Source organism: Pelagicoccus mobilis (assembly GCF_016595505.1).
GTDB lineage: Bacteria > Verrucomicrobiota > Verrucomicrobiia > Opitutales > Opitutaceae > Pelagicoccus > Pelagicoccus mobilis.
Map to the genome: position 1 here is coordinate 1 of NZ_JAENIL010000029.1, position 18,207 is coordinate 18,207.

Below are 18,207 nucleotides of genomic sequence, written 5' to 3' on the forward strand. Positions count from 1 at the left end.
CCCCTAGCTAATCGCGTGACAAGCACGCTCCCACTTTTGAATTCTCACTCTACAAGACAGCATCCTAGATGCCATAAGTGCACTCTTGGATTTGGAACGAGACCGAAAGAAAGCGTCCCGCCTAATCCTCAAATCGCACCAAATAGTAGATCGTTTGGTATTCTGCACCGTCGATCTCGAACTGCCCTTGTGTCACGGGTAACCTCGCATCGGTGACACGTCCATCGTGATCCAATGCTGTAACCACATATCCAGGACGCTTCAGCTCGATCGTTGCCGTAACTGGCTCAACGAGCAAAGGAGCGTCGCCAGCTTCCTCAAGGTGCATATCCTCGGAGATCTTCATGCCACTATTTCTCGTTCTAGCAATGGCTGTGACCAGAAGCTCTTCAGCGTTTTCAATCGTATCGGACCGGTCTAGAGCAGAGACATAGATCGCTGCAAATTCCGTATCACTGGTGATCGTCACGTCTTTCAGTTCAATTTGTTCACCCTCCGCGAATCCAACCACAGCCTGAGTCCCCAGCGTATCCACCACTATGTGACCGTCGGTAGAGTTTTCACCAGACATCCAGCTCAACTCACCCGTTGCGGAATGCAAATAGCCATCAATCGAGGACTTCTTAACCTCAAAAGGTTTCGTTTCCTCAAATCGATCTGTGAACGAAGTCACAACTCGCCCAACCGCTAAGGCTTTATGAGATACCTGCTCGCTCGAAAAGCTCTTTTCATCATACAAGGCGTGCTCCACGTCATCACTGAAACCAAGCCTTCCTTCACGCATAGAGGCCAAGTGCACATTCCGCACGGAGATTGGTTCAGCTTCGCTAACATCTCCTCTTAGCACCTGTCGAGCCACTGCAGGAAACACTCCCATCACACTCGGTCGCGCCACTTTCCAGCGACCATTCTTCGGGTCGAGGCGTTGATCAAACACTCCGCCATCCTCGTTCTGGAACATATAGGAAACATCCCAACCTTGCAGCCCCATGCCGTACGCACCAATGATCGCAGGCCCTTCCACTGCCCACTGTGTTGGGTTCACATGGATCCACTCCGATAACATAAACGGGCGATCCACGATCTGCTGCATCCCGGAACTCAGAACTCCTAAGCCGGGTACCGACAAGTTGCTCGTATTACGAATCACGCCATCCTTGCTCATTCCACCCGTGTAATTGTGCCGGTCGATCAGACCAATCCGGTAGTCACTGTGCAGGTTGTAGTAGTGGCTAATATTCCTTCCGGCCTGCCAGTTAGAGGCCATGATCTCACCCTCGTAGCCAGCCTCTCGAAACGCTTCAACCGCTTTGTCATAGAACAGATTCTGCCTCATGTGCCAAAAGGCCATGGTATCCAGAAGACGCTGACGGATGTGCGATTGCGATCCCTCCAACTGATCCGTATCGTAAAACCAAGGATTCCCCAATGGCACGACCGTTCCTTGTGTAAGACTTTCTTCGCCTTCAAACCCTTGATCCCGAAAGACGTTCAACGCACCGGCCCCGCCCCACGCCTTCAAGACGGCGTCATGGCTGCCATACTCGCTTTTAAGCCATTCACAAAACGCTTCTGACATACGCTTCCGAAGCGTTGGCGACTTTTTGAGCACACGCATTGTACCATGAAACAAGGCACTCTCTTCGTTAACAATCTCAACCACCGCCACTGCGGGATCCTCAGCATAGCTCATTCCTGTGTACGGATTCACGTGTCTCAGCAAATTCGATACCGTAGCGATCTGAACCTCCTGGAGTTCATCTGCGGAATAGACAGATCCATGTCCGAGAGCGAGCCGGTTGTTTCTTTTATCAATCTCGCCAAACTCCTCCCAATAGGACACATCCTCCAACTCAGCTGGCCCTAAGCGAGGGCTTCCGAAACTCGGTGACAACTTTACGAAGATCCCACGCTTCTTGAATTCAGCCACCTGGAAATCGAACAGATCCAACTTTTCTGGATCCATCTCAACCACACTATTCATGCTCTGGATCCCTGCCCACATCGGACCATCGATGTATTTATGCAGCCTTACGCTATTGATTCCATACTTCGCATAGAGAGCAGCCCGGCGTGTCGCGATCTCCTTGCTGGGAGCGGTTCCGCCGGTGTAACAAAGATTCAAGCCCCAGAGTTTGATCGGACTTCCATTGTAGAAGAGCTCATCCCCCTCCCGGACGATTCTACCATGCTTGCCCGCAGGAGCTTCCAACCATTCATTCATGGCGATAACGCTATCCGCATCATGATCGTTGTCCGGATTCCACGGGAACCAGTCCGAAGTATCAAGATCGGCACCGTATGATCCTGAAAGAGCGATTAACCCTGCGAGGATACTAGAAACGAAACGTCCCATTCTCATAAGAAAAATATATTCAAGAACTCCGACCTTCAAACAACTCTACCATCCCTCGAAGTCGCCGTATTCATTCAATCCTGATTTGATCAAGGCCCACTCGAGAGCCCAAGCCGTGAACGCTGAATGCTCGAAATCATTCCAAGGTCGCCTCGAGCCTGGAGGCGCCATGAAACGTTCTCTCGCTTCGCGAATCTCCTTTTCTAGATCACTGGCATCATCGAGCGAGAGAGCTAAACAACGGGCCACGTAGAGAGCGAGTGTGAGCTCTGTCTCTTGCAATAGCTCGCGAAACACAGCCTTGGCCAATTCAGTCTCCCCAATTCTCCCTAGCCCTTCCGCTGCGGTAGCTCGCACGATTAGGTTCTGGTCCTTCGATCCTCTGACAAAGAGTTCGCGTGCTGCCGAGTCGTCAGCCTTCGCGATAATCGCCGACATCAGTACCCAAAAGCGAACCGCAGGATCCTGATGATCAAAAGAGCTGCTCGGCAGCATTCCATTTGAAGCGTCTTCGGCTGCAGCGAGGATTTCCTCAATTGGATAGAGAGAATCGTCCTGCATCATTTCGTACGGAGTCAGCCCCGCTTCACGAGCCCGTCTCTGCATTTCTGCCTCATTTAAGAAACCGCTGTCTCGAGTCTCCAAAATCCAATTTCTCAATACATGGGACAGCTTTTCTTTAACACCCCTAACCTCATCCCGATCCGCGATATTGATCAACTCCTGAGGATCTTCCTGCAAATCGTATAGCTCTTCTCTCGGGCGTTCCTCCCAAAGCAGTTTAGACAAGTCCGTATCCTCTCCTGCATCTCGTATCCGATGCAATTCCCTTACCGACTCCTTCCGCTCTGGATTGAAAATGACACCTTCCTGAATCCAAGGAAGATGCGGCATGTAGTGGCGAATATACAGATAACGACCATCAAACACACAGCGGGAAAGATCGTACATATCATCCGCTCGATCACGCGTGCCAAAAACGTGTTCTCGCTGACTTACATCTGCACTGCCCTTTTTAAACAAACTCTCACCATGATACGTATCCGGCACCTCTATACCAGCTAGCGTCAACGCAGTCGCAGGCAGATCGATATAGGAAACCATTCTCTCATCCACGAAACGGTCCTTTCCACCAGGATGAAAATTCGCATACGCCTCTGGGATATGCACAATCAATGGCACCCGTAAGCCCGTGGTATAAAGCCATCGTTTGTAACGCGGCATGCCCAATCCGTGATCAGCCATCAGAAAAACGATGGTATTCTCGAGCAGCCCATCTGTTTCAAGAGCAGACAGAACCTTGCCGACTTCCATATCCCAAACCGAAATCAAATCATGGTAACGGGCCCAAATGCGACGCATCTCGGGCGTATCCAAATAATAGGGAGGCAATTCGATCGAGCTCGGATCCTTCTTCACGCGCTCATCGAGATGGGCAAGCGGGATTCGGGCTCTCTCCGAAATGTTGCCTGATCCCTCATGAGTCGCCCCAAGATTGAGAAACGAGAAAAAAGGCGTCCCCTCAGGTCGCTCTCTCCACGGCGTCGTGTTCTCGTCCCAGTAGTCGAATAGACCATCGGGATTAAAGTTATAGTCTGTCTTTCCTCGATTCGATACCCAGTAACCATTGTCTCGGAAAACCTTCATCAAAGGCTGAACCGACCCAGGGATTTCGACATTCGTCCGCAAGTGTTGGCTTCCCAACGAGGTTGAGTACATCCCCGCCGCCAAGCTCGATCGAGAAGGAGCGCAAATAGGAGCGGTCGCGAACGCATTCTGGAACAAGAACGATCGCTCAGCGAACCGGTCCACATTCGGCGTGTAGGCGTCTTTATCGCCGTAACACCCAAACATCGGAGAGATATCCTCGGCTACGATCCAGAGAATATTGGGACGTTCCTCAGCAGCGGTCGACATTTGCAGAACAATTGAGGCTAAAACCGCCGAGATGATGCGATGCTTCCATACCTTCACTTTCATTTCTTAAAGCTAATGCCAATAGACAGGGCGATGCCTCCCCTCTCAATCCCGTTCAACAGGTTTCGTGAAACTTCGGCCCCGCGTTTCAACTGGTCAGTTGAAGACAACCACACAGGCGCGTCCTCGGGGAGCTTCGATTCGGCTCCAAGGTTCGCCACGCTTCCCTTCTTCGATCTGCTCACCGGTCTTCGCGTCGAGAAGAGCGTAATGCTCAGGCAGTTCTTCGGAAAGCAAAGCGAGACTCCCACCACGCTCGAGATAGACAACCGCGAATTTCCCCGGCTTGCCCAAGCAACGCTTACCGAGGGTCCAGGTAGGACGTGGTTCCATATCCGCGAAATCCTGACCTTCGAAAACCTGTTTAACCACTTTCATGTAGCTAGACCCTTCAAAGGCGAGGGCCTCCCGCCAGCCGGCATTAGCAGCCTTACACCAGCGCTCATGTCCCGCTTCATCAGGTCCGTGAATCCAATTCCACAAGCTACCCGCTCCATAGAAGACTCCCATCGTCCCGCCGGCACACAGATTTATCCACGCTTCATGACCTTGCCACCAGCCGGCTCCATTGCCCTCGCTTCCAATCTCCTCGTAGGTTGGCTCGCCATTAGCGACTCCCTTCTTCGGCTCGTTGCGCCACATGTCGGCTACCTTATCGGGACGATGTTCCCCATCATGGCCAGATTGGCACCACTGAAAATCAAGCCAATCGTCCTCTTGGTAGGTGCGATTCGCAGACATCGGATTGTAGTGAATTCCTGCGGGCTGGGAGTAACAGTCCCAGGTCTCAATTTCCTTACCACCTGGTCGGACTCCAGGCTCCGTACCATATCCATCGCCTCCCACGAGGTATATGGCACGTGAGGCTCCGTATCGAGCGACTAGATACCGGCAATAACGAGCGTATTCGTCACCTGAAATCACCTGACCGGCAACAGACAATCCCTTCCAGCCATAGCCTTGAAACACTGGTTGAAAAACTGGTACAATCCCATGTTCGAGCAATATCTCCACCAGCTGATCAAAGTACTGGAAATACTCTGGCTTCAGCTCATTGATATGACCGAGCGGTAAGTCAGAAAAACCAACAGCGAAACCTCCCTCAGCTTCACGATCCTCCGGTCCCACCGCATGCATGTCCGGTTGCACACTCATCAAAAGAGCCGCATTAAACCCCTTCCGCTGCCGGTCTTCCGCGTAGGTGCGGCAGGTTGCCAAGGTTGCCCGCCACGGCAAGGCCCAAGCCGTATCCGCCACCAACATACAAGCGGTTCCATTCGAGTATTCCGCGTTCCGCCCACCGGAGCTCATACGCAACAGACCTGGATCCTTCGAGTTTCCTTCGATTTCGATCGAACCGGTTTTTCCTGCGAGCCCTTCATCCTCGACATTGGCAAAGCTCTCCCATCTCCAACTTCCATCGGACAAGGGTGACGCAAAGCGAATACGCCAAACATTGTCATAATCCCAAAAGGCAGGCCGCTTAAGGACGTCGCCATTGCTGTGTTTGAATTCAGCCCACATCTCGACTTCTAAGTACGCGTGCCCGTACTCTCTTTGAGCTTCAAACTTCAGTTCAGTTACTTCCCATGCTTTCGCCATAGCCATTTCCTTTCTGTATTCACGCCAGATCACACGCTCTGCTTTGCATCTCTAATAGAAATTCGCATAGTGCAAAAGACGTCGCAAACGGATTCACTAAAATTGAACGTGTTCAGGACCGGGCCATTTCCAATACTCCCGCACGAGGCAATACTTTGCTAGGAAAGCGTCCGATCTCCCTACTCACTTTAAGAGCTCAAAACGCACCCCATGAAAAAGCCCCTCCCGTTCCCTCCTATTCTCGCAACTCTGGCCCTCTCCTGCCTGAGTCTCCCGCAGCTCTCCGCACAGGAGATCAATCCCTACGACGGCTCCCCAGAATGGTACAAACCGGGTCACCCAACCAATCCAGCGGAAGCGGCCGCTATCGAGACCTTGCCTGGGTTTCAGGTTGAGAAGCTGCTACAAGTTCCGGAATCGATCGGGTCGGTTACCTGCATGGCAACCACGCCGGATGGCCAAATTCTCTTCGCTACCCAGCACAAGGCAGGGCTCTACAAGTTCGATCCCGAAAATCCACAGGTCCCGCCCCAAGCCCTTGGAGGCGCAGCAGAGACCTTTGGCTGGGCCCACGGTCTCCTCTACGCACACGACAGCCTATACGTAACGGTAGCGGAAAAGAATGACTTCCACGCCACCGGAGTCCACCGTCTCACCGATGCAGATGGAGACGGCGAGTTCGACAGTCACGAGCTCATTCTTCCCATAGATGGGAACGGCGAACACGGTCCCCATGCGCTCGTCGCTTCCCCAACAGATGACTACATCTACATCGTATCTGGCAATTTCACCCCAGTACCAGATCGTATCCAGAAAAACCTCACTCCTTCATCAGAAGGGGCCGACCATCTCATGACCCGTAGCGTGGAATCCTCCCGCTATACTGATGGTTGCTGGATCGCCCGTTTCGAAGCTGATGGCTCAAACCCAGAGCTCATCGCCACCGGACTTCGAAACGCCTACGATTTCGCCATCAACCCTCAGGGAGAAATCTTCACCTTCGACTCAGACATGGAGTATGATCTCGGACTTCCGTGGTACCGCCCTACTCGGATCAATCACGTCATTTCTGGAGCTCACTTCGGCTGGCGAGATGGTCCTCGCAAATGGCCGGCCCTCTACGAAGACAGTCTTGGCTCAGTCATCGACATCGGCCCCGGTTCCCCCACCGGAATGCTCTTTGGACACAACACCCATTTCCCTCCCAAATATCAAAAAGCGCTCTTTGCTCTCGATTGGACCTTTGCCACTCTCTACGCCATCCACCTCAAGCCACAAGGAGCGAGCTACACTGCGTCCGCTGAGCCGTTTCTGACTGGGCTTGGTCTACCTCTCACAGACGCGATCATCGGTAAAGATGGCTCTCTCTACTTTTCAGTAGGCGGCCGACGGCTAGGGGCTGCAATTTTCCGCGTCTCGTATCCGGAAAAAAAATATCCGTCGCTCGCAGCTTCCTCCTCTCCTCCCCATTCACCATCACAGAGCTCAAGCTTAGACAAAATCTGGCCAAATCTGAATAGTGCTGATCGTCACGTACGGTACACCGCTCGCGTCGCCCTCGAAGCATTACCGCTTTCCCAATGGAGCACAGCTGCCCTCGCAGAAACGCAGCTAATCGCCAAACAAACCGCCCAGCTTGCCCTCGTCCGTAAGGGCAGCCCAAGCGATCTGGCATCACTGAAAGAGATCATCCTCTCCGAAGAAACCAAAACTCTCGATACCGAGGCTCTTCTCCGGCACTTACGGATTTGCGAGCTGCTAGTTGCCCGCACTCCCAATCTAGATCAGGAAACGCAGACAAGACTCATCAAAAGTCTACGTCCGCTCTTACCGCATGACTCCCACTTAGTGAACCGCGAGCTATCGCGTATACTGTGTTTTTTGCGGGACGAGGCTTCGATCGAAACACTGCTCGACCTCATGGAGAGTGATACAGGGACACCCTTCACGGTCTCATCGGATCTCACGTCACGAAATCTCAAATACGCCTCCGCTCTCTTCGACATGATGCAAGCGGCTCCCATGACAGAGCGACTCCATCATGCTCAGATGCTCACGAGTATCGAAGATGGGTGGACACAACCGCAACGTATTCGCTACTTCAAGCTCATCGTTGAAGCAATCACCACCAGTAAAGGTGGAGACGGATATCTCCCAGCATGGCGTAAAATCTTGGATACAGCAAGAGGTTCACTCCCGACATCTCTCCAATCAGAGCTTGCCCATATCTGGGCTGAGGTCGACAAGCCTCAAGAGCTGCCCTCCCCCAAAGGTCCTGGGCGACTTTGGGAAGTCGATCCATTGCTTGAGAAAATGGCAACCGGCCTGGTGGGCCGAGATATCGAGAACGGCAAGACAATGTACGCCGCTGCTCGCTGCATCACTTGCCACAGTTACAAGGGTGAAGGAGGACTATCCGGACCTAACCTCAACGGCCTTTCCCAGCGTTTCACCCCCAAGGACATACTCGAAGCAATAATCCTTCCGAGCAAAGCGATTTCTGACCAGTATCAACTCACTGTAATCACGCTCAAATCAGGCGATTCCCTATCCGCTCGCATCATCGCTCGCGACTCCCAATTCACCACCGTAGCGCCCAACGCTCTGAAACCTCAAGAAACCCGCAGTATTCCCAACTCCGAGATTTCCGACCTTTCCCCCTTCCCCGTCTCCACGATGCCACCGGCCCTCCTAAACTCCCTCAACGAAGACGAAGTCCTAGACCTGCTAGCCTACCTATTGAAATAGGCTAGCGGGTCTGACTCTTCCTAGAAAAACATGCACATATCCTCTCTGTTTCTGGCAATCGTAGTAACGGTTTCACTACACGCTTCTAATCGGCCGAACATAATCCTCATCCTAACCGATGATCAACGAGGCTCCGCAATTGGCGCTTCCGGGAATGAGATAATTCATACCCCTAATATGGATCAGCTGGCAGAAGAAGGCATCTATTTCAAAAACGCTTTTGTCACGACTCCGATCTGCGCCGCTAGCAGGGCCAGCATCTTCACCGGACTTTACGAACGTACGCACGACTTTACCTTCCGTACGCCACCGCTCGCCGAACGTTTCATCGACATCAGTTTTCCAAAGCTCCTACGAGATGCAGGGTATCGCACTGGTCTCTTCGGAAAACTGGGCGTTAGATTCGAGAACAACGCTCAGCGGGAAATATTTGACGAACTCTACGACACCAGCCCCAAGGGCTACTTTAGACTACACGGCGAGGGATGGGCTGAACACGAGCACCTCACGGATCGAACAACACGAAAAGCGATCGAGTTCATCGAAGCAACTCCGACCGACCAACCCTTTTGCGTAAGCCTATCCTATAACGCGCCGCATGCTGACGATACCACCCCACTCCAGTTCTTTTGGCCCGAGCGCAATGATCACCTTTACCAGGACATAGAGATCCCATACGACGAGCTACACGCTGCCGAATACTTCGAGAAGCTCCCAGCTTTTGTACAAGCTGAGGACACACTCGCCCGTATCCGCCACAAGTGGCGTTTCGATACGCCCGAAAAATATCAGCGCATGGTCAAAGGTTACTACCGAATGATTTCGACCATCGACGACAACCTTGGTCAACTCCGCTCTTACCTCGGTGACAAGGGGCTCGCCCAAAACACCATCATTCTCTTCATCGGGGACAATGGTTACTTCCTGGGCGAACGTGGGCTCTCCGGAAAATGGCTCATGTATGAAAACTCACTGCATGTCCCCCTCATCGTCTACGATCCTAGCGCGTCGCAAGAGGGTACGGTTTCCCAGATCGGGCTAAACATAGACATCGCCCCCACCATCCTAGACTACGCAGGCATCGAGGCACCAGCCCTCACCCAAGGCGAGAGTCTACGTCCCTTCACAGGGAACGCTCCCGATCATTGGCGAAGCGAGTTCATCTGCGAACACCTCTACGAACTCCCCTTCATCCCCAAGAGCGAAGGTATCCGTACCGAAGAGTGGAAATACTTCCGCTATATCGATCAAGAGCCCACCGAAGAACTCTATCACCTGGCGAGCGACCCCAAAGAGCAGATCAACCTCGCAGACGATCCGAGCTATGCCGACACCCTCGATCGTTTACGCCGTAAACTCGAAACACAGACCGCCGCACTCAATACAGCTTCCCAGAACTAGCGACAACGACTGGAAGATCTCATTCAAGCCACCGATCCCAATATGGCGGAGAAGGAGGGATTGGTTGAATTTCATTCAAGTCCTTCGGACTCACGCTCCGCGTGCCCCATCTCACCTCGTTCCACTCGCCTCGTCGAACACCCCTCCGGGGCTTCTCATCCCTCAGAGCATCAGCACACAATTCAAACAAGATCTCATTCAAGCCACTAATCGCAATATGGCGGAGAAGGAGGGATTGGTTGAATTTCATTCAAGTCCTTCGGACTCACGCTCCGCGTGCCCCATCTCAGCTCGTTCCACTCGCCTCGTCGAACACCCCTCCGGGGCTTCTCATCCCTCCGAGCATCAGCACACAATTCAAACCAGATCTCATTCAAGCCACTGATCGCAACGTGGCGGAGAAGGAGGGATTCGAACCCCCGTCTTTTCTACTACGATTCATCATCTGACTTTTCTATTCACTTGTTATTGTGTACTTTGCACGATTTCTTACAAAGTACATCCTACCAGATGAACTTCCAGAAAAAAGAGGAAGTTCACCAATTTTAAGTCAGTTAGGATGAGAGAAGATCATAGTACCTCAACCGAGAAAACCTCCAAGAACACTTCGGATTCGATTCCGCCTACGCCGCTGGACAAACCTGATAGAGCTTACCTTGTCTCTCATCAAGAAGGGCAAAGTAGCCCACGCAAACGTCTGGATCGGAATGATCACAGGGTTCGCTTCTTCGCGCCAATACGAAAAAACGCTAGAGCGCGTGGACAAAGCACTTTCCGTATGGCCTGATGATCCACACTTAATCGTATTCATGGTGCGCATACAGGCGTTGTGCGAGGAATGAGATCAAGTAAACAGCCTTCTTCGCCAATGCCACAAACAGGACGCCGGCAAAGACGCTCACACGGAGCAATTGGCGAGCACTGTTGGAACCGAATGGCTTGATGGCATCTTCTACCGTGATCCCCCGAACAACTGATCCTAGCGAGGCTGGGCAAAACTCAATTGCCCAGTCTTTTCATTTCCCCGAGCGCTTTCTTTTTCTTCTTTCGCCAGCTTTCTTCTTTTTCTTTAAACTAGCAATCCCCGAGCGTTCACCATCGTATCTCCGCCAGACTAGACACCTTCGCCCTCAATCTCTATCCCTTCTCGGCACACCACTCCAGCAAAGCCCCCTTTGGATGTGGAACCAGAAGACAGATGGCGTTTTGACTTAACAGAACCAGCCCGCGACTTCCACCCAAACGAACCCTTTTTTCCAATTTCCAGATCAGCCCACAATGTGCTGAAACAAAAAAAGACCACTCAATTCAGATAACAACATATCCCTTTTGTTTCGAAACAGGTGAGCTTGTTCAAATCTCTGGTCTTCCCCCGAATAAAACTCGAAACTTAGAAGTCGCTATAACCAGAGCGAGAAATCAAATTGTACCTAATGTTTCTCACTTCCATTCTTCATTTGAGAACAAGGTTCTTCGTACCATTCTTCATTGGTCTCCTATGCACAGCCTTCGTGCCGTTCGCACTCAAAGGTGAGCCATTGACGACCGCCTTAGAAGTTCGCTCCTTAAGCGAATCGCAAGCTTCGCAGGCTCTGCAGGTTGAAATTGAAGGCACCGTACTCGGCCACGCGGAACCCTATGATCGCTCTTTCATTCTCGTAGACAACCAGGGTGACAGCGTTTACGCAGTAGATCTCCAAGAACCTTACGTTTCTGCGAGAACTGGACAGAAGGTTCTTGTTAAAGGTTACAGCGATCCTGGTGGATACGCTCCGTTTGTAGCCATAGAATCGATCGACCTGCTGGGTGATGGACAGTTGCCAGCGCCAATATCGGTAACACTGTCGGACCTAAATGCGGGCGGGCTAGATTCGAGATGGGTCGAAACATATGGCATAGTTCGGAGCGGCCGCATCGTCGAAGAACTAGTACCGGGAGGCCTTGGCACTCAGCTTGACGTAGCGTTTGGTAATGAACGAGTCGGCGTACAAATAGAGTACCCCATAGATCCAGAGACTCTGATCGATGCTGAAATACGTTTCCGGGCGATTTGCGTAAATCAGCACAATCCTAGCCGGCAGTTCATTCGCCCCGCTCTCCTAGTACCACTCGGTACCGAAATCACTGTAGTTCGACGTCCACACCAACCAGCTTCCCAATCAACTCCAGTCCCCATAAACTCACTACTTGGATTCTCTCCAAATATTGATTTCCACCATCAGGTCCATGTGCAGGGAGCGATTCTACACTCAATACCGGGAGAGGCGATTTGGATACGCGACCACACGCGAGCGATTAAAATTCGAACAAAACAAGACCAGCCTATCCCTGAAAACAGCCAAGTTAGTGTCACCGGATTTCTTTATGGAGAGGCGTTCTCCCCCGGACTAGAAGATGCGTCTTTCGATGTCACTGGAGCTGCAGCGATCGACACGACTCCCATAGTCCTTTCTAACCCAGAAGCTTCATTTTCACACGACGCGGACCTCATTCGTTTCCAAGCAAAACTTATCGAAAAGCGCCCCCAGCGAGATGGCATCGCACTGCGATTCGAATGGCTCGATGCGGACGGAACTCTAACAACGGGATCAATGCCAACGTACGGGATCCCTAACATAAAGCTTCCCCCTATTGGTTCAGTAGTCGAGGTCACGGGAATTTGTTCAGTCATTCCCGAAGAGGGAGTTAGCGTTAGCGGAGGACTAATCCCAAGCCACTTCGAAGTTTATCTGCGTTCTACTAGCGACCTCGCTCTCATCCACCCTCCTCCGTTTTGGAACAGCAAAACGATTCTCTGGCTCCTGCTAATTCTGCTTTCTGTTGCCGTTGTTACTTCACTCGGAATTTTCCTCGCTGCGCGACACCGCCTTAATGAACAAGCTCACCGTAGAGAGATGGCCGAAGCTGAGTTCTCCGCAATCCTCAACGAACGGAATCGACTTGCTCGAGGTATTCACGACACCTTAGCTCAAGGCTTAGGAGCGACCTCTGTGCAACTCGAACTCGTTCGCAGCCACTGTTCTGACGTACCCAAGGCACTAATACATCATCTAGACTTGGCGCACAAAATCGTTAGGGATTCCCTTTCTGAAGCACGTACATCCATCTGGAACATGCGTTCTCAAATCCTCGAAAAATCAGATTTGCCAGATGCGCTAGCCTCCATTCTCAAACAACTGACCGATCAGCCGGGGCTCTCCTCCAAATCCAAGGTCATCGGAGAACGAAGACGTCTGCCCGCATCAGTAGAAAACAACATGCTACGCATCGGCCAGGAAGCAATCTCTAATGCAACGAAACACGCTAAGGCTTCTTGCATATCACTACTGATCGTTTTTCGCACAAAGGAGATTATCATGGTTATCAGTGACGATGGATCCGGATTCGACGCGTCTAAACCGGCCGCCTCCAAACAGAGTTTCGGCATCGTCGGAATGCGCGAGAGAGCGGAAAAAATCGGAGCTCAACTCAGCGTGGAAAGCAACGCTGGGTCAGGCACAAAAATTACCTTAGCCTACACAGGATAAGTCGATTTCCGGTTTGCCTCAGGAAGTTTCAAACTTACCTTCGGACTCCTCTCCACTTCCAAGAAAACACAACAGAATGCCTTCGGATTCATCCATAAAAGTAATGCTCGTAGACGACCATCCATCGATGCTCGCCGGCATGAAATCCGTAATAGACAATCAGCACGACATGCAGGTCGTCACCACCGCAAGTAACGGGGAAGAAGCGATCCAGCAATACGAGCGAGAACGCCCAGACATTACTTTAATGGATCTCCGCATGCCTGGTAATGTGAGCGGAGTTGAAGCGATTATGACCATTTGCAAATCGCACCCAGAAGCCAACATCCTCGTATTCTCGACTTACGACGCCGACGAGGATATTCACCTCGCGATGCAGTCAGGAGCCAAATCCTATCTCCTCAAAGACATGTCCATCCCTGAAATTTGCAGCGCGATTCGGAAAATCAACGAGGGTGAAGAATCAATACCCGAAACCGTCGCAACTCGACTCGACGAGCATTCACACCGTCAAACACTTACCGAACGAGAACGCGAGGTGCTGGAAGCTCTATTGAAGGGTCACAGCAACAAGGAGATAGCAAGTACCCTCTACATCTCTATCGATACCGTAAAAACGCACCTCAAGACACTGTTTCACAAACTCGAAGTAAGAGATCGCACGGAAGCTGTCGTCACTGCAATCCGCCGCGGCATCCTGCACCTCGACTAACTCGAGATTGATTCCAGTTCAAAAATCACCGAGTCGAGTTGGAATGACGAAAATTGAAATGGCCCTCCATTCGGAAGGCCATTTATTGTAGTAGTTGTTTTAGCTACCGCTAAAAACTAAACGTATTAGTCAAATTCCATGTCATACCTTCCTGGATACTGTAATTCCCAGGGCTGCCGTCAGGCTGTACCGACAATGGCTTTAGTTTTGGATTCTCTCCGACATTTCGTAGATTCAGCTGAACACGCCACTCGATGTTGTCATTCAGCTGGAAGTCCTTGCCCGCCCAGAAATCGAAGTGATCCTCCGACTCGCTCCAGAACGGCTTGTTGATATCAAGGTTGTCTTGAGCGTCGTTCAGACCGTATCCAAGAATCTTGCCGTCCTTCCAGCGGTAGCCACCACCGATGTTGAGCCCCTTGAGCACCCCATCTGTAAAGTTGTAGTTAGTCACCAGATTTGCGGACCAAGGAGAGAGCTCGGCTGCGAGCTTACCGTTGGTTTGCACTTGGAACTGATAGGCCGCCCAAATGTTGTTAGTGAAGTAGGCGCGAACATTGTTGTCACCACCCCACCAGAGACGAAGATCCCCTGCAGGGCTCTGATACTTTTCGTAAGCGGTCTCGATGTAGTCGATCAACTCGTCGCCAAGCTTCGTTTGGTACGCGTCGGTCTTGGAGACATTCAAGGAAACAGACCAGCTATCGGTGATATTGCCAACCAACTCGTATTCAGCACCCTTGGACACATAGTCAACCGTACCGGTCGGCCAAACGCCGTTGATACGCCCACCGCCCGCTGGTTGCACACCGCCAACACCTGCTGTCGGAGTCCATCCGGAGATACCGTTGATCCAATCGCCAGCTTGTACCGCTGCGACATCGACAGGGAAGCCGTACGCGTCGAACCAAGACTGGTCGTTCATTTGAGACAACCAAGAGTTGATAGCCTCTGTCTGAGAAATGGTCGAAGGATGGTCTGTGAACACCTCCGACGTTACATCGTTGTAAGCTCCATCCCAGCCACCAGGGAACTCTTCAGCACCTGGAACGGAGTTACCGTCTACGAGAGCCCAGTTCCAGTACCAGCCCCAACCAAGCACTCCTGTATAATCGGAGTAGGTTTCAGGATCTGCTGCAACATCACGGCCAGCGAGGTCAAGAAGCGCCGAGGCAGTACCCCAAGCTTCGAGGTTACGAAGGTAGTAGGTGTTGTTACCCAAGGTAGCAGTTTCACTGGATACAGCAGAGATGTTCGCATTTTTGACCTTCGTCTCGTAGAAAGTAGCCTTGAACGTCAGTCTGTCATTAAGCGTAGAAATCGCGAAGCCATAGTCTTCAGTAGTACCTGCTGCGTTTGGCAAGGCCTCACCACCAAAACCGAAACGGTTTTGAACACGCATATTCTCTCCTTCGTTGTAATGGAGCGAAATAGCGGTACCCGCAGGAAGTTTCTCAGCGATGAACGAAGGAGTGTGAACCACGACGCCCCAACTTGTGCTATCGCCAGAAACGCGGAAATCGTCGTCGTCATAAGCAGGATTTACCTTGGCTATGCCATCGGGCTCAAAGGCAGCGGTTGAGCTACCGGCCGCCAAAGTCTGAGTGTCCTCACGGTATCCCCAAGTAGGCACCACAACGCCGTCAAAGAAACGTCCCTGCCAAGTAATGCCCTTCGACCGGGTAGTCGTTAGTGTTTTGGATACTCCCGTGTAGAGCTGGTCAATGTCACCTTCATCCGCATTGAGAATATTAAACGGACGGCTTACCCAACCTACATAGTTCAGCGGGTTCTCGGATTGAGTACTATCTTGTGACTCACCATTGATGATTGTCGGATCGGTCCACGGTGCACCAGGATCGACAGTAGCATTCCAAGTCGAATCGAAATACGGGATATCATAGCTTCCAGAGATGTTCTGAATACCCGTTACCCCTGGGAGATTAAGACCACTCGCCGAAGAGAGGCTACGCAGGTCATCGCTCAAATAGGTCATCCAATCGAGAACTACATCAGCATTAACCAAACCACCATTCTCGTTACCATAAGCATCGGACCAAGAGGGATCCACAGCGTAACGTATCCAGTTTCTGGACTCACTTTCATAAGAGGTATCTGAATAGACACCATTAACAGTGTGTCGGCCCAGAATCCGACCGAGTAGATTGTCACTCATCATTTCTCGGAAATCGAGATCTGCGAAAGCAGTAAAACGATCGTTCTCACGTTCGGTAAAACGGGCGGAATTCGTGCCGCGAGTCGAAGACCCAACAAATGCCCGACCTGCGTTCGGGTTCTTGACAACAACACCTTCACTCTCGTAGGCCCATGGGTAGTACATGAGATTCTCACGAATATCAACAGAGACGTAGGAGCCATTTAGATTGCGAGTCTGCCCGTCCTCATAGTTTTGGCGGTCCATTACGACCTCGTAGCCAAACTTGTTATTGAAGAAGGTTTGCTCGAACGCGAGATTGTAGGCGTCCCAGTTTTGCCACTCCTTCTTGTTAGGCCCGTCGATGAGGACATTGTAGAAATCGAAGATGCTGTCGTCTGTCAGTGCCTTTGTCTTATAGAAACCGGACTCAGCAGCTGGGTAACCCGGTTCCCCATTGTAGTTCGCATTTAGTGCAAACTCATTGAAGGAAGCGATACCGATATTGGAACCGTAGGGGAATCCGTCGATACCAGCATCGTGATTGCCCTCCGCGTTCACACCCCAGTTCGTAGTCGCTCCCGCTTGCATCCAGCTGGCGGGCGTGGAAGAACCGGCAGAATCAAAGACAAACACCGGATTAGAGGTCGCTTGAATATTTGGGCCCGGGTACTGGACAGTCCAATAATTCTTAGTCTCTCCGTCAATAGTGTCGCCTTGGTATCCGATAACACCAGCCTCCCAAGCGTAAGATGGATCCCAAGTCTGCCTATTGATTGCGTTTGGATCAAAGAAAGGCGTGATACGGTCCTGCGGAGGCAATACGCGCGGTCGATTCGCCTTAATATCACCGTCTTCGTAGCTCGCCCGAATCAGCGTATTAGTAGAGTCTGTATTCAAAAAGCTAGGTTTGTATCGGAGAGCCATGAAAAGACGTTGATCATCTTCATGAGCCGGCTTTTGACGGTACTTTTGGTTCTCATGTAAAACGGAAACGCGGACAGCTAGCTCATCTTCAATTAAAGTCTTGTTCGTGTCGAATGTCGCTCTCATCGAGCCGAAACTACCAAAACCAACCTCTACGCGACTGTCGTTTCCAAAGTTCGCTCGGTTAATTCCCGTATTGATAATACCCGCTGGGGATCCGATACCAAAAAGGATAGAATTCGGACCACGTTGAAGCTCTACACGCTCGACATTATACGAGTCCCAAGGAATGTCCGATTGGAAGTAGTCACGCGTATTGTCTGCAGAATCGAGGCCGCGTACACGTGTATTGTTATTAGGCGATGCGAAATTCGCCGCTTCGCTCACACCATCGATATAGGTGTTTCCGACGCCGGCATAGTTACCTCCAACGCCACCAACTTCAGTATTGGTCGTGTAAGTCAGCAATGACTGGTTGTCGGTCGCATTCGTATCCCGCAAGAAATCTTTGGTCACGACACTGATCGAGGATGCAATGTCCTTGAGGTCCGTTTTTACGCGAGTTCCAGCAAGAGAAGCTGTTGCACGATATCCAGTAGAATCATCAGCTGTAACTTCAAACGGAGACAATTCAAAGATTTCCTCATCCTCGTCATCTTGAGCATAGCCAACAGTAGTCGCAACTGAGAGCGAACTGGTCAGCAGAAAAAGCCCAGTGAGCTTTCCCGATCGATTAATTCGAGATCTATTCATATGTAGTTCGTATAGGGTTAGGGTATTATTCGAATGTGAGGGGTTCAGT

General features: G+C 51.4%; 8 protein-coding genes and 1 tRNA gene. 4 read left to right on the top strand and 5 right to left on the bottom strand.

Translation table 11 applies throughout. The features are described from left to right. Positions 1-121: 121 nt before the first annotated feature. The 3 genes from JIN87_RS15710 to JIN87_RS15720 all read right to left on the bottom strand — a co-directional run bounded on the left by JIN87_RS15710 (position 122) and on the right by JIN87_RS15720 (position 5,941). Positions 122-2,362 carry a hypothetical protein gene (locus JIN87_RS15710; protein ID WP_200356540.1) on the bottom strand — a complete coding sequence of 747 codons (2,241 nt, stop codon included), beginning with the start codon at positions 2,360-2,362 and terminating at the stop codon, positions 122-124. 39 nt (positions 2,363-2,401) lie between these two features. Next, positions 2,402-4,336, bottom strand: a complete 1,935-nt coding sequence (locus JIN87_RS15715) for a sulfatase-like hydrolase/transferase (RefSeq protein WP_200356541.1) — start codon at positions 4,334-4,336, stop codon at positions 2,402-2,404. 93 nt (positions 4,337-4,429) lie between these two features. Next, positions 4,430-5,941, bottom strand: a complete 1,512-nt coding sequence (locus JIN87_RS15720) for a glycoside hydrolase family 140 protein (protein WP_200356542.1) — start codon at positions 5,939-5,941, stop codon at positions 4,430-4,432. 204 nt (positions 5,942-6,145) lie between these two features. Here JIN87_RS15720 and JIN87_RS15725 point away from each other — a divergent pair, with 204 nt between their 5' ends. After that, positions 6,146-8,683 carry a c-type cytochrome gene (locus tag JIN87_RS15725; protein WP_200356543.1) on the top strand — a complete coding sequence of 846 codons (2,538 nt, stop codon included), beginning with the start codon at positions 6,146-6,148 and terminating at the stop codon, positions 8,681-8,683. 30 nt (positions 8,684-8,713) lie between these two features. Beyond that, the gene (locus JIN87_RS15730) at positions 8,714-10,084 is read left to right on the top strand and encodes a sulfatase family protein (protein WP_200356544.1); all 1,371 of its coding nucleotides are present in this window, start codon (positions 8,714-8,716) and stop codon (positions 10,082-10,084) included. A gap of 393 nt (positions 10,085-10,477) precedes the next feature. Here JIN87_RS15730 and JIN87_RS15735 read toward each other — a convergent pair. Beyond that, positions 10,478-10,604 (bottom strand) — tRNA-OTHER (locus tag JIN87_RS15735). Positions 10,605-11,595: 991 nt separating this feature from the next. Between JIN87_RS15735 and JIN87_RS28825 the strand changes: the two genes are divergently transcribed. Together JIN87_RS28825 and JIN87_RS15745 are read left to right on the top strand one after the other, a co-directional pair. Continuing rightward, positions 11,596-13,611, top strand: coding sequence for a sensor histidine kinase (locus JIN87_RS28825; protein WP_200356545.1), 2,016 nt, complete (start codon positions 11,596-11,598; stop codon positions 13,609-13,611). Positions 13,612-13,687: 76 nt separating this feature from the next. Beyond that, the gene (locus JIN87_RS15745; protein WP_200356546.1) at positions 13,688-14,323 is read left to right on the top strand and encodes a response regulator; all 636 of its coding nucleotides are present in this window, start codon (positions 13,688-13,690) and stop codon (positions 14,321-14,323) included. Positions 14,324-14,432: 109 nt separating this feature from the next. Here JIN87_RS15745 and JIN87_RS15750 read toward each other — a convergent pair whose 3' ends face one another. Continuing rightward, complete coding sequence (locus JIN87_RS15750; protein ID WP_200356547.1) at positions 14,433-18,158, bottom strand: TonB-dependent receptor plug domain-containing protein; 3,726 nt, start codon at positions 18,156-18,158, stop codon at positions 14,433-14,435. Between the last annotated feature and the right edge of the window lie 49 nt (positions 18,159-18,207).

What these genes read in the sequence shown, in the direction of transcription:
- JIN87_RS15725 (WP_200356543.1), top strand. Translation starts at nt 6,146, where the DNA reads ATGAAAAAGCCCCTCCCGTTCCCTCCTATTCTCGCAACTCTGGCCCTC.
- JIN87_RS15730 (WP_200356544.1), top strand. Translation starts at nt 8,714, where the DNA reads ATGCACATATCCTCTCTGTTTCTGGCAATCGTAGTAACGGTTTCACTA.
- JIN87_RS15720 (WP_200356542.1), bottom strand. Translation starts at nt 5,941, where the DNA reads ATGGCTATGGCGAAAGCATGGGAAGTAACTGAACTGAAGTTTGAAGCT.
- JIN87_RS15710 (WP_200356540.1), bottom strand. Translation starts at nt 2,362, where the DNA reads ATGAGAATGGGACGTTTCGTTTCTAGTATCCTCGCAGGGTTAATCGCT.
- JIN87_RS15745 (WP_200356546.1), top strand. Translation starts at nt 13,688, where the DNA reads ATGCCTTCGGATTCATCCATAAAAGTAATGCTCGTAGACGACCATCCA.
- JIN87_RS15715 (WP_200356541.1), bottom strand. Translation starts at nt 4,336, where the DNA reads ATGAAAGTGAAGGTATGGAAGCATCGCATCATCTCGGCGGTTTTAGCC.
- JIN87_RS15750 (WP_200356547.1), bottom strand. Translation starts at nt 18,158, where the DNA reads ATGAATAGATCTCGAATTAATCGATCGGGAAAGCTCACTGGGCTTTTT.